10 protein-coding genes are annotated in these 12,184 nt (G+C 65.5%); 8 read left to right on the top strand and 2 right to left on the bottom strand.

Annotated elements, in window-relative coordinates; genetic code table 11:
• Positions 1 to 90 precede the first annotated feature (90 nt).
• From ACN5W5_RS09440 to ACN5W5_RS09420, 5 genes are all read left to right on the top strand, one after another.
• Complete coding sequence (locus ACN5W5_RS09440) at positions 91 to 993, top strand: DUF6502 family protein (protein WP_420048287.1); 903 nt, start codon at positions 91 to 93, stop codon at positions 991 to 993.
• A complete protein-coding gene (locus ACN5W5_RS09435) occupies positions 990 to 2,495 on the top strand; it encodes a DUF5666 domain-containing protein (RefSeq protein WP_420048286.1) in 1,506 nt (501 codons plus the stop codon). Before ACN5W5_RS09440 ends, ACN5W5_RS09435 begins: the two co-directional genes overlap by 4 nt.
• A 109-nt stretch (positions 2,496 to 2,604) precedes the next feature.
• The gene (locus ACN5W5_RS09430; protein WP_420048285.1) at positions 2,605 to 3,102 is read left to right on the top strand and encodes a MarR family winged helix-turn-helix transcriptional regulator; all 498 of its coding nucleotides are present in this window, start codon (positions 2,605 to 2,607) and stop codon (positions 3,100 to 3,102) included.
• Positions 3,103 to 3,190: 88 nt separating this feature from the next.
• Positions 3,191 to 4,231 (top strand): Rieske 2Fe-2S domain-containing protein, encoded by a 1,041-nt coding sequence (locus tag ACN5W5_RS09425; protein WP_420048284.1) that lies wholly within the window; start codon positions 3,191 to 3,193, stop codon positions 4,229 to 4,231.
• A gap of 6 nt (positions 4,232 to 4,237) precedes the next feature.
• Positions 4,238 to 5,209 (top strand): PDR/VanB family oxidoreductase, encoded by a 972-nt coding sequence (locus ACN5W5_RS09420; RefSeq protein WP_420048283.1) that lies wholly within the window; start codon positions 4,238 to 4,240, stop codon positions 5,207 to 5,209.
• 143 nt (positions 5,210 to 5,352) lie between these two features.
• Here the strand turns inward: ACN5W5_RS09420 and ACN5W5_RS09415 are convergent, their stop codons facing one another.
• On the bottom strand, positions 5,353 to 5,817 hold the full coding sequence (locus ACN5W5_RS09415) for an Lrp/AsnC family transcriptional regulator (RefSeq protein WP_420048282.1): 465 nt from the start codon (positions 5,815 to 5,817) through the stop codon (positions 5,353 to 5,355).
• Between the two features lie 261 nt (positions 5,818 to 6,078).
• Here ACN5W5_RS09415 and ACN5W5_RS09410 point away from each other — a divergent pair, with 261 nt between their 5' ends.
• Together ACN5W5_RS09410 and ACN5W5_RS09405 are read left to right on the top strand one after the other, a co-directional pair.
• A complete protein-coding gene (locus tag ACN5W5_RS09410; protein ID WP_420048732.1) occupies positions 6,079 to 7,095 on the top strand; it encodes a 1-aminocyclopropane-1-carboxylate deaminase in 1,017 nt (338 codons plus the stop codon).
• A 326-nt stretch (positions 7,096 to 7,421) separates the two neighbouring features.
• Positions 7,422 to 8,816 (top strand): pentapeptide repeat-containing protein, encoded by a 1,395-nt coding sequence (locus ACN5W5_RS09405; protein ID WP_420048281.1) that lies wholly within the window; start codon positions 7,422 to 7,424, stop codon positions 8,814 to 8,816.
• Between the two features lie 204 nt (positions 8,817 to 9,020).
• Here ACN5W5_RS09405 and ACN5W5_RS09400 read toward each other — a convergent pair whose 3' ends face one another.
• The gene (locus ACN5W5_RS09400) at positions 9,021 to 9,506 is read right to left on the bottom strand and encodes an Lrp/AsnC family transcriptional regulator (RefSeq protein WP_420048280.1); all 486 of its coding nucleotides are present in this window, start codon (positions 9,504 to 9,506) and stop codon (positions 9,021 to 9,023) included.
• Between the two features lie 102 nt (positions 9,507 to 9,608).
• Here ACN5W5_RS09400 and mdeB point away from each other — a divergent pair, with 102 nt between their 5' ends.
• Positions 9,609 to 12,176 carry an alpha-ketoglutarate dehydrogenase gene (mdeB, locus tag ACN5W5_RS09395; protein WP_420048279.1) on the top strand — a complete coding sequence of 856 codons (2,568 nt, stop codon included), beginning with the start codon at positions 9,609 to 9,611 and terminating at the stop codon, positions 12,174 to 12,176.
• The last annotated feature ends 8 nt before the right edge of the window (positions 12,177 to 12,184 follow it).

Here is a 12,184-nt window from a genome sequence, read left to right as displayed (position 1 = left end):
AAAATTTCCCGCGTCAATCTTTTTGTGTGATTTTTTCCCACGCAAGTGTTAAAGTTCGTTTCGCCCCCACCCTCCGGACCGTCACCGCCCATGCCCACGCACTCCACACCGCCTCCGGTTGCCGAACAGGACACCGCGCCCGGGATCGCGGGGGCACCCTCGCCCGCGGTGGTGCGCGCCCTGCGCAAGGTGTTGCGTCCGCTGGTGCGCCTGATGCTCTCGCGCGGCATCACCTACCCCTACCTGTCGGACATGCTCAAGGGTCTGTTCGTCGAGGTGGCCGACCGCGACTTCCGGCTCGACGACAAGCCGCCCACCGACAGCCGCATCAGCCTGATCAGCGGCGTGCACCGCAAGGACGTGAGCCGCCTGCGCCAGCTGCTGCACAGCGAGCTGGCGATCGAACCTTCGGTGGTGCCGCGCGGCGCGCAGCTGGTGGCGCACTGGATGAGCGATCCGCGTTACCTGCAGGCCGACGGCCAACCCCGGCCGCTGGCGCGCCTGATCAGCGAGGGCGGCGAGCAGTCGTTCGAGGCGCTGGTGACCGGCGTCAACAGCGACATCCGCTCGCGCGTGGTGCTCGACGAATGGCTGCGCCTGGGCGTGGTGCACCTGGACGACGACGGTCTGGTCTGCCTGAACGCCGGGGCCTTTGTGCCCACGCGCGGAGCCGATGAAAAGGCCTTCTATTTCGGCCACAACCTGCACGACCACGCCGCCGCTTCGGTGCACAACCTGCTGGGCGGACAGCCCGCGCTGATGGAGCGCAGCGTGCACTACAACGCCCTGTCAGCGGCCTCGGTCGAGAAGTTGGCGAAGCTCGCCGAGCAATGGAGCATGAAGGCGTTGCTGGCCGTGAACAAGGCCGCGATGCAGGCCGAAGCGCAGGACAAGGCGTTCGCGCCGGACCAGGCCAACCAGCGCTTCACGCTGGGCGCGTACTTCTACACCGAACCCGACACCGGGCCGGACCAACCAGGGGAGCGGCCATGAAGGAACACCTCCGCGCGCCCGCGGCATGGGCCGCGCTCCTGACGCTGTGCCTGGCCGCGGGCTGCAGTCACCGACTCACAGACCCGCCACTCAGCGGCGCCGCGGCCTGCCGCGTGGCCTCGCTCACCAACCCCGCCGCGATGGCGCCGGGACTGGGGGGCACGGGTGCCCCGGCCGTGGTGGCCGACCCCGGCGGCATCGGCGGCACCGGGCGGGTCGCGCAGCGGCCCGGTGTGGGCGGCACGGGTCAGGTGGCCGGCAGCCCGGGCCTCGGTGGCACCGGCGCGGTGGCCGGCGCCGCCGGTCTGTCCCACGAAGGCGGTTTGGGGGGCACCGGCATCGTGGGTGTGGTCACCGGCTTTGCCAGCATCTGTGTCAATGGGGTGGAAGTGGGATACCAGCCCGAAACCCCGGTGCAGCGCGACGGCGCGCAGGCGCCGCTCAGCGATCTGGCGGTGGGCCAATGGGTGGCGCTTCAGGCCAGCGGTCAAGGGGCGCAGTTGCAGGCCCGGCGCATCGTGGTGCTGGACACGGCCGTCGGGCCTTTGTCCAGCGTTGACGCCGCCAGCGGGCGTTTCGTGGTGATGGGTCAGCCCGCGGTGGCGCTCGAAGCGGCCGATCTCGCGGGGCTCCAGGCGGGTGACTGGGCGCGGGTGAGCGGGCAACGGCTCGCCAGCGGCGAGATCCGCGCCACCCGGGTGCAGGCCTGGACGGCTGGCGAGGCGCAGGTCACCGGTCCGCTGCGGCGGGCGCCCGACGGCACGCTGCGGGTGGGCGAAACGCCCGTGGTGTCGCGCGACCCGGCTTTGCTGGTGGGCACGGACGGTGGTGGGGAAGTGGCGGTGCGCGGTGAATGGGCGGACGGCCGCCTGATCGCGAGCGAACTGCAGCGCCAGCCCACGCGGTCGGCCGTCGGCGAAGTGCGCGAGGTGCTGCTGCAAGGTTACGTGCACGCGCTCAACGGGCGGGAGCTGCAACTGGGCTACGGTGCGCTCACCCTGAGCGATGCCACCCGGGTGCGGGGCGGCGAGTTGGAGGCCCTGAGCGTGGGGCAGGCGGTGCGGGTGCGGGGCCGCGTCGACGCGCAGCAGCGGGTCATGGTGGAGCTGCTGGAGTTCCAGCGCGAAAGCCGCCGTGGCAATTCGCGCCGGGCCTCGGTCCGTTCGAACGATGACGCTGACGCTGACGATCCGGATGATTCCGGCAGCAGCGGCAAGAGCAGCAGCGGCTCGGACGACAGCAGCGGTCGGGGCCGCGGACGGGGTGGCGACGGCGATTCCTCGGGCAGCGGCAGTTCTGGCAGTGGCAGCTCGGGTAGTGGCAGTTCGGGCAGTGGATCGTCCGGTGGCGATTCGTCCGGCAGCGGCAGCTCAGGCAGCGGGACGTCAGGGAGCAGCGGGTCGTCCGGCAGCGGCAGCTCCGGGAGTGGCAGCTCCGGCAGCGGATCGTCCGGCGGTGGTTCGGGCAAGGGCCGGGGGCGTGGCCGCGGCAGCAAGGACTGAGACGCCGCCCGCCACGCCGGCAGCAACCTCGGCACGCCGGCGCACACGAAGCGATCCCGCACGGCGGAGGTCCTGTCATATAGTCGGCGCTCACCGCAACGCCACCACCATGACACCCACTCCTCAGGCCACCGCCAGCCCACTGCCCGACAGCGTCGTTGCCCTGCAGGCCGAGCCCGGTCACCTGATCCGCCGCGCGCACCAGCTGGCGGTCTCCACCTTCCACGAAACGCACGGTCGCCAGATCACGCCCGTGCAGTACGCGATCCTGCGCGCCCTGCAGGACGCACCGGGCATCGACCAGGTGACGCTGGCCGACAAGGTGGCGCTGGACACCTCGACCACCGCCGACATCGCCACCCGGCTGGAGGCCAAGGGCTGGATCGTGCGCGAGCTGCTGCCGCGGCGCCAGCGCGCCCTGCGCCTCACGCCCGAAGGGGAGGCCGTGCTGGCCCACATGCTGCCGCGCGTGGTGCCCATGTACCGCCAGCTGCTGCAGCCGCTGGAGCCCGCCGAGCAGGCCGAATTCCTGCGCCTGCTGCGCAAGTTCGTGCACCTCAACACACCATCGTCCGGCGATCCGTACTCGGGAAAACCCGAGGTCTGAACCCCTGTTCACCACCCGTTGGCGTCCGTACAATCCGCTTCATTCAGCATACTGAATGAAGTACGCGAAACACCTCCGGAGACGCAACATGTTCCCCCTCAACACCTGGTACGTCGCTGCCCGCAGCGAAGAAATCCCCGCCGACCGGCCGCTCGGCCGGCGCATCTGCAACCAGCCGATGGCCCTGTTCCGCAACAGCGCCGGCCAGGTTGCCGCCGTGCTCGATTTCTGCCCCCACCGCGGCGCGCCGCTGTCGCTGGGCAAGGTGGAGGGCGACACCCTGGTCTGCGGTTATCACGGCCTGGCCATGGGCTGCGACGGCAAGACCGTCTCGATGCCGTGCCAGCGCGTGCGGGCGTTTCCGGCCATTCAAAGTTTCCCGGTGCACGAAGCGCACGGTTTCGTGTGGGTCTGGCCGGGCGACGCCGCGCTCGCCGACACCGCGCTGGTGCCGAAGTTCGAGTGGCAGGACAACCCCGCTTTTGCCTACGGCGGTGGCCTGTACCACATCGCCTGCGACTACCGGCTCATGATCGACAACCTGATGGACCTGACGCACGAGACCTACGTGCACTCGACCAGCATCGGCCAGAAGGAGATCGACGAAGTGCCGTGCCAGACGCGCGTGGATGGCGAGCATGTGATTACCGAGCGCTACATGGCCGGCATCGAAGCGCCGCCGTTCTGGAAGATGGCGCTGCGCATGAACGGCCTGCCCGACGACCAGCCGGTGGACCGCTGGCAGATCTGCCACTTCACGCCGCCCAGCCACATCATGATCGAGGTCGGCGTGGCGCTGGCCGGGCAGGGCGGCCACGCCGCGCCCGACGAAGTCAAAGCCGCCAGCTGGGTGGTGGACTTCATCACGCCCGAGACCGACACCTCGATGCACTACTTCTGGGGCATGGCGCGCAAGTTCAAGCCGCAGGACGCGTCGCTCACCGAGCAGATCCGCGAAGGCCAGGGCAAGATTTTTTCGGAAGACCTGGAGATGCTGGAGCGCCAGCAGAAAAACCTGATCGACTTCCCCGACCGCAAGCTGCTCATGCTCAACATCGACACCGGCGGCGTGCAGTCGCGCAAGCTGATCGACCGCGTGCTCGCGGCCGAGCAGGGCGCCACCGCCTGAACCCCCATGAGCGAACCCCAGACCCCCTTGCTGGTGCGCGTGGCGCGCAAGCACACCGAAGCGCTGGACATCTGCAGCCTGGACCTGGTGGCCGAACCGGGCCACAGCCTGCCCGCCTTCAGCGCCGGCGCGCACATCGACGTCGCCCTGCCCAACGGCCTGGTGCGCCAGTACTCCCTGTGCAACCCGCCCGGCGAGACCGGCCGCTACCAGATCGCGGTGCTGCGCGACGCCGCTTCGCGCGGCGGCTCGCAGGCCGTGCACGACGCCGTGGCCGAAGGTTCGACCCTGCACATCAGCGCGCCGAAAAACCACTTCCCGCTCGCCACCGAGGCGGCGCACCACCTGCTGCTCGCCGGTGGCATCGGCATCACGCCGCTGCTGGCCATGGCCGAGCGCCTGACCAGCCAGGGCGAGTGTTTCGAGCTGCACCACTGCACGCGTTCGCGCGACCGCACGCCGTTCCTGGAACGGGTCGCGGCATCGGCGTTCGCCCGGCACACCCACCACCACTTCGACGATGGCGATGCGGTGCAGAAGCTGGACATCGCCGCCACGCTGCAGCGTGCACCCGAAGGCACGCACCTGTATGTGTGCGGCCCGCAAGGTTTCATGGACGCGGTGCTGAACGCCGGGCGCGCCGCCGGCTGGCCCGAAGAGCGCCTGCACCGCGAGTACTTCGCCGGCGCGCCGGTGGACCATGCGAACGACGGCAGCTTCGAACTCGAGATCGCCAGCAGCGGCCGCGTGATCCCGGTGCGCGCCGACCAGAGCGCGCTGGCCGCCCTGCTGGCGGCCGGGCTGGACATTCCCATGTCGTGCGAGCAGGGTGTGTGCGGGACCTGCCTCACGCGCGTGAAAGCGGGCACGCCCGACCACCGCGACCAGTACCTGACAGACGAGGAACGGGCGGCGAACGACCAGTTCCTGCCCTGCTGCTCGCGCGCCAGCAGCGCGCGACTGGTGCTCGATCTCTAGGCAGAGTCGACCCACGGCATCGGCAGCGCGGAGCCCTTTCCGGCGCGAAATGACCCAGCCCGGAGATACCGTCGGGCCGGCTTTGCCGGACGACGGGCATCGCCCCCTGGAGGGGGTCGCGCGAAGCGCGGTGGGGGTGTTTCCTATACCGGCAGCACCGTGGTCTCGAACACTTCCTTCAGGCACACGAAGGTGCGCACCTGGCGCACGCCCGGCAGCGCGATCAGCTGGGCACTGTGCATGTCGTTGAACGAATCAATGCCCTGGATGCGCAGCTTGACGAAGTAGTCGAATTCGCCCGTGACCAGCTGCACCTCCAGGCAACCGGTGAGCCTGGCCGCCGCCTTCTCGAACGCGGCGAACGAGTCCGGCGTGGACCGGTCCAGCACCACGCCAATGATCACCAGCCCCGTGTAACCCAGCGCGCGCGGGTCGGCCAGCGCCACCATCTTGCGGATCACGCCCGACGCCTTCAGGCGCGCCACCCGCCGAGAACAGGCTGGCGGGCTCAGGTGGGTGCGTTCGGCCAGTTCCAGGTTGGGCAGCGAGGCGTCCTGCTGCAGCAGTTCGAGCAGTTTGCGGTCAATGCGGTCGAGGGGCGTTTCCATAGCCGGGACTTTCTTTTGTTGCGTCAGACCGTGATTTCACACCATCTATTCGACAACAGACACGAAATGAGCATTCAAGGCTGTTTTTCGAAGCAAAGTTCGCAATTCGTAGCACCGCCGCAGTCCTACGATGAACGTCGTTTCCACCCACCGACGTTCCACCCCATGCCCTCGTGTTTTGCCGCCATGACGCTGTACGCACCCGGGCTGCAACCGCTGCTCTCAACCTGGACCTCCGCCATGACCACCACCACCCATGCCCTGAACCTGCAGAAATTCCCCCGTCACCCGCTCACCTTCGGCCCCAGCCCCATCCAGCCGCTCAAACGCCTGAGCGCCCACCTGGGCGGCAAGGTGCACCTGTATGCCAAGCGCGAAGACTGCAACAGCGGCCTGGCCTTCGGCGGCAACAAGACGCGCAAGCTCGAATACCTGATCCCCGAAGCCATCGCCGGCGGTTACGACACGCTGGTGTCCATCGGCGGCATCCAGTCCAACCAGACCCGCCAGGTCGCTGCCGTGGCCGCGCACCTCGGCATGAAGTGCGTGCTGGTGCAGGAGAACTGGGTCAACTACTCCGACGCGGTGTACGACCGCGTGGGCAACATCGAGATGAGCCGCATCATGGGTGCCGACGTGCGGCTGGACGCGGCCGGCTTCGACATCGGCATCCGCCCCAGCTGGCAGCAGGCGATGGACGACGTGCGCGCGGCCGGCGGCAAGCCCTTCCCCATCCCCGCCGGCTGCTCCGAGCACCCGTATGGCGGCCTGGGCTTCGTGGGCTTTGCCGAAGAAGTGCGCCAGCAGGAAGCCGAGCTGGGTTTCCAGTTCGACTACATCGTGGTCTGCTCGGTGACGGGCAGCACGCAGGCAGGCATGGTAGTGGGCTTCGCGGCGGACGGCCGCGCCCGCCAAGTGATCGGCATCGACGCCTCGGCCAAGCCCGAGCAGACCCACGCTCAGATTCTGCGCATTGCGCAAAACACCGCCCAGCTGGTGGAACTGGACCAGGACATCACGGCTGAAGACGTGGTGCTGGACACGCGCTACGGCGGCCCCGAATACGGCCTGCCCAACGAAGGCACGCTCGAAGCCATCCGTCTCTGCGCACGGCAGGAAGGCATGCTCACCGACCCGGTGTACGAAGGCAAGTCCATGCACGGCATGATCGACAAGGTGCGCCGCGGCGAATTCCCCGAAGGCTCACGCGTGCTCTACGCCCACCTGGGTGGCGTGCCGGCGCTCAATGCGTACAGCTTTTTGTTCAGGAATGGCTGAATGCATCGACCGCGCACAACATGACCTCAAGGCGCAGGCCGTGCCTTCACTCCCTCGCCCCTCTGGGGAGAGGGCTGGGGTGAGGGGCCACGCCTGCCCGTACGGCACTTCATCTTGAACGTTCGCCGCCCCCGATTGCGAACTGGTGCTCTCGACCCTCAACAGACTGATGGCCTCTAGGAGGCCAATGTCCGGTTCTGGCTCCTAACCGGCGCCAGCACGAGCCGAGGGCCTCTCAACATGGTCGGTCGAATCGACGCCATGCGAGCGACTTGTTAACATGTCATTGGTTCCTGCGGACATAACCAAGAAAGAGACGATCAATCATGCCTTGCCAGTTCTCGCTTAGTTATGCAAGTTCCTTTGAGCCAAGCTCGACATTTGATCCGAACTCCGAAAATGCGTTCGGGAATAAGTGTCAGTTTACTTTTTTTGAAGAGACTCAGATGATCTCGTCAGATGGAAAGGAATGGTGCCCATTTCATCTTCCATTAACCGACAGCAGTGGGAATAGTACCGAAAAAAAAGCATGGTTATTCTTCGTTCAAGCGCAATTTGGCGGCCTGCTATTCCAATATATTGAAGAGAGGCGAAAGCAGGATAAACCTATTGATCTTTGCGGCTTGGTTCATTGGGATAGGCTGTCTTTTCCGATGGCGTACGGGAATGATCTGAGTGATGCTCAGACAATCCCTTATGAAAATTTACCGGCGTTAGCTCTTGATGGAGCCCATTTTCCAAGAGGGGTTGATTTCCAAACACTCCACTTTGCCAAGCCGGTTTATGCAAGAAATGTGTTCTTTGGAAATCAGGCAGACTTTGCGATGACGCACTTTTCCAGTGATGCTGATTTCTCTGGAAGCGTGTTCAAAGGTGATGCAAATTTTTTCCAATCACGCTTTGAGAAGAATGCCATTTTCTATGGAGCACGGTTCCAGCAGAACCTGGTTTTCGCCTCTGCCGAGTTCAGTGAGACCGCGGACTTCTCCCTGCACAATCTTTACCACTCCTTCCTTCCGTCTCACCCGGCAGATGAATCGATCCGAACGGCGCTTTTCCATCACGCGAAGTTCTTGGGACACTCCAGATTTAATGACAGAGTGTTCTTATCTGGACCGAATTTTCAACAGGCGCAATTCTCAGTAGCACCGGAGTTTCATAACTGCAGTTTTCATCAGAGTGCGAATTTCGATGGGGCAAAATTCCTAGATACGTCATCAGATTTCGCGGACCATGCTTACCGTACCTTGAAGTTGGCCATGGAGCGCTTGGGCGCACGTGATGAACAAGCGATGTTCTTCGCGCTGGAGCAGCAGGCCCGTGTGATGAAACCTACAACATCGCGCTCTGTGAAAATCTTCTCGCATTTGTACGGGATACTGTCTGACTATGGACAGAGCTTTGTCCGCCCTTTTATTTTTTTAGCCTTAGTTACAGCTATATTTGGATTCGCTTATACGCTTAACTTCCTATTCGTAGGAAATGGTCAACCACCTTCATTTGGTTTTGTCATCAATTTCACTCTGGAGCAATTAATAAGGCCCTTCTCGATATGGGCCCCCGATTCATTAAAAAAGTTGGGGATTGCTTCCGGCATGCCAGCGGACCCGACAGCCTCCGAGCTAGTCCTAAAGTCACTCTCGACACTACATGCCCTTCTATCTCTTGGGTTGATTGCTCTCGCATTACTGGCACTTCGCCGACGGTTCAAACTCGACTAGAGCCTTACCGAAGAATTGGCAGGCTTGGCTTATGCACTAACGTCGCCTTTTTGGCCAACAACGGAAGTCGCAAGTTGTTGGAATCAGGGAACTTCACAGGCTGCTCCTGGCCGGCAGTGTGAGTACAAGGCAGCGCCATGAAGCAGCCCTTTGGTGGTTGCAGGCCCCACCCCAGCCCCCCCGCAGAACGGTAGGGGGCGTGGCTCAAGCCGCGTGCAGTGGCAACGCCGTCTTGTACCGAACCTGCTTCAGCGCAAAACTGGAACGGATCTTCTCCACCTGCGCAATCGGTGAAATCTGTTCGAGGATGAAGCGCTCCAGCGCCGGCATGTCGGGCACGGCCACGCGCAGCAGGTAGTCGGCGTCGCCGGTCATGAGGTAACACTCCATCACCTCGTCGCGCAGGACGATGCGCTCCTCAAACGCCTGCAGCGTCTCGCGGCTCTGCTGCTTGAGGCTGATGGAAATGAACACGTTGAGGTGCAGACCCAGCTGCTTCGCGTCGAGCAGGGCCACGTACTGCCGGATCAGGCCCCGCGCCTCCAGCGCACGCACCCGCGCCAGGCAGGGCGAGGGCGACAGGTGCACGCGCCGGGCCAACTCGACGTTGGACAGGCTGGCGTCGGCCTGGAGTTCTTCCAGAATCCTCAGATCGGTGGCGTCAAGGTGGTTTGTGCTTTGATTGCTCATTTCAGCGGCATTTTATGGGCCACATCCGCCGCAACACCCCACAAATAAACACCAACTGCCTGCGTCTTGTGCCTACAGTCCCGGGATCAGGAGACCTTCGCCATGAATCACATGACACCCGCCTGGCACCTCGCCGCCCACACCGACACCAACCCCGACGAAACCCAGGAGTGGCGCGACGCCCTGCTGTCGCTGGCGGCCACCGAAGGCCCGGCGCGCGTGCGCCAGATCCTCGACGAGCTGGCCCGCGTGGCGCGCAGCCAGCGCATCGGCTGGCAGCCCGAGCTGAACACGCCCTACATCAACACCATCGCGGTCGAAGACCAGCCCGCCTTCCCCGGCGACCTGGCGGTGGAAGAGCGACTGGCCTCGCTGATGCGCTGGAACGCGCTGGCCATGGTGGTGCGCGCCAACCAGGCGTATGGCGAACTCGGTGGCCACATCGCCAGCTACGCGAGCGCGGCCGACTTGTTCGAGACCGGGTTCAACCATTTCTTTCGTGCCGGGCGCCAGGGCGACCTGGTGTTCTTCCAGCCGCACAGTGCGCCGGGTGTGTATGCGCGTGCCTTCCTTGAAGGCCGCCTGAGCGAAGCGGACCTGCTGCACTACCGCCAGGAGATCACCGCCCCCGCCAGCGGCGCGCGCGGCCTCTCCAGCTACCCGCACCCGTGGCTGATGCCGGATTTCTGGCAGTTCCCCACCGGCTCCATGGGCATCGGCCCCATCAGCTCGATCTACCACGCGCGTTTCATGCGCTACCTCACGCACCGGCAGTTGCTGAACTGCGGCGCGCGCAAAGTGTGGGGCGTGTTCGGCGACGGCGAGATGGACGAGCCCGAGAGCATGAGCGCGCTCACGCTGGCCGCGCGCGAGAAGCTGGACAACCTGGTCTGGGTGGTCAACTGCAACCTGCAGCGGCTGGACGGCCCGGTGCGCGGCAACGGCCGCATCATCGACGAGCTGGAAAAGCTGTTTGCCGGCGCGGGCTGGAACGTGATCAAACTCGTATGGGGCAGCGACTGGGATGGCCTGTTCGCGCGCGACACCAGCGGCGCCCTGGTGCGCGCCTTTGCCAACACGGTGGACGGCCAGATGCAGACCTTCGCCGCCAAAGACGGCCGCTTCAACCGCGACAACTTCTTCGGCCAGAACCCCGAGCTGGCGGCGCTGGCCCAGGGCATGACGGACGAGCAGATCGACCGCCTGAAACGCGGCGGGCACGACCTGGTGAAGATCCACGCCGCCTACGCCGCCGCAGCCACGCACACCGGCCAGCCCACGGTGATCCTGGCGCAGACCAAGAAGGGCTACGGCATGGGCGCGGCCGGCCAGGGCAAGATGACCACGCACAGCCAGAAGAAGTTCGACGAGGGCGACCTGATCGAATTCCGCAACCGCTTCAACCTGCCGCTGACCGATGAACAGGCCAAGGGCCTGGCCTTCTTCAAGCCCGCCGACGACAGCGCCGAGATGCGCTACCTGCGCGAGCACCGCGCGGCGCTCGGCGGCGCCATGCCACGGCGCGAGACCGCGTGCGACGTGGTGCCGGTGCCTGCCATCGACGCCTACGCGCAGTTCGCGCTGAAGGCCGGCGGCAAGGAGATGAGCACCACCATGGCCTTCGTGCGCATGCTCGGCACCCTGCTGAAAGACCCGACGCTCGGCCCACGCATCGTGCCCATCGTGGCCGACGAGGCGCGCACCTTCGGCATGGCCAATTTGTTCAAGCAGGTCGGCATCTACAGCAGCGTGGGCCAGCGCTACGCACCGGAAGACATCGGCTCGGTGCTGAGCTACCGCGAGGCGCTGGAAGGGCAGATTCTGGAAGAAGGCATCAGCGAAGCCGGCGCGCTGGCGAGCTGGACGGCCGCGGCCACCAGCTACAGCGTGCACGGCCTGGCCATGCTGCCGTTCTACATCTACTACTCCATGTTCGGCTTCCAGCGCGTGGGCGACGCCATCTGGGCCGCGGCCGACCAGCGCTCGCGCGGCTTCCTGCTCGGCGCCACCTCGGGCCGCACCACGCTCGGCGGCGAAGGCCTGCAGCACCAGGACGGCAGCAGCCATCTGGTGGCCGCGACCATTCCCAACTGCAAGGCTTACGACCCGGCGTTTGCCGGTGAGCTGGCGGTGATCGTGGATGCCGGCATGCGCGAGATGCTGGTGGAGCAGAAGGACGTGTTTTATTACGTCACGCTCATGAACGAGAACTACGCCAACCCTGATCTGCCTGAAGGTGCGGCCGAGGGCGTGCTGAAGGGTGGTTACCACTTCGGCAGCTTCGGGCCGCAGGGCGGGCAGCGGATCACCCTGCTGGGCTCGGGCGCCATCCTCACCGAAGTGATTCGGGCCGCGCAGCAACTGGCCGAACAGGGCGTGGGGGTGGATGTGTTCAGCATCACCAGCTGGAGCGAACTGGCGCGTGATGGTGTGGCCAACGATGGCGTGCCCCTCATCACGCAGCTGCTGGCGCGCAGCGAAGGCCCGGTGATCGCCGCCACCGACTACGTGCGCGCCGTGCCCGAGAGCGTGCGTGCCTTCCTGCCCGAAGGTCGGCGCTACGCCACCCTGGGCACCGATGGCTTTGGCCGCAGCGACACGCGCGCGGCCTTGCGCGCGTACTTTCAGGTCGATGCGGCGAGCATTGTGAAGGCGGCGCTGGCCGCCTGAGGGCGCGC

Origin of the sequence: Hydrogenophaga sp. ZJX-1, assembly GCF_048590325.1 — a bacterium.
In the GTDB taxonomy this organism is placed as follows: Bacteria; Pseudomonadota; Gammaproteobacteria; order Burkholderiales; family Burkholderiaceae_C; genus Hydrogenophaga.
Note: the sequence above shows the minus strand (reverse complement) of the source record. Positions and strands in the feature narration are given on the sequence as shown.

Excerpts from the sequence above, each read along its gene's own strand:
- ACN5W5_RS09440 (WP_420048287.1), top strand. The coding sequence starts at position 91 with ATGCCCACGCACTCCACACCGCCTCCGGTTGCCGAACAGGACACCGCG.
- ACN5W5_RS09435 (WP_420048286.1), top strand. The coding sequence starts at position 990 with ATGAAGGAACACCTCCGCGCGCCCGCGGCATGGGCCGCGCTCCTGACG.
- ACN5W5_RS09430 (WP_420048285.1), top strand. The coding sequence starts at position 2,605 with ATGACACCCACTCCTCAGGCCACCGCCAGCCCACTGCCCGACAGCGTC.
- ACN5W5_RS09425 (WP_420048284.1), top strand. The coding sequence starts at position 3,191 with ATGTTCCCCCTCAACACCTGGTACGTCGCTGCCCGCAGCGAAGAAATC.
- ACN5W5_RS09420 (WP_420048283.1), top strand. The coding sequence starts at position 4,238 with ATGAGCGAACCCCAGACCCCCTTGCTGGTGCGCGTGGCGCGCAAGCAC.
- ACN5W5_RS09415 (WP_420048282.1), bottom strand. The coding sequence starts at position 5,817 with ATGGAAACGCCCCTCGACCGCATTGACCGCAAACTGCTCGAACTGCTG.
- ACN5W5_RS09405 (WP_420048281.1), top strand. The coding sequence starts at position 7,422 with ATGCCTTGCCAGTTCTCGCTTAGTTATGCAAGTTCCTTTGAGCCAAGC.
- ACN5W5_RS09400 (WP_420048280.1), bottom strand. The coding sequence starts at position 9,506 with ATGAGCAATCAAAGCACAAACCACCTTGACGCCACCGATCTGAGGATT.
- mdeB (WP_420048279.1), top strand. The coding sequence starts at position 9,609 with ATGAATCACATGACACCCGCCTGGCACCTCGCCGCCCACACCGACACC.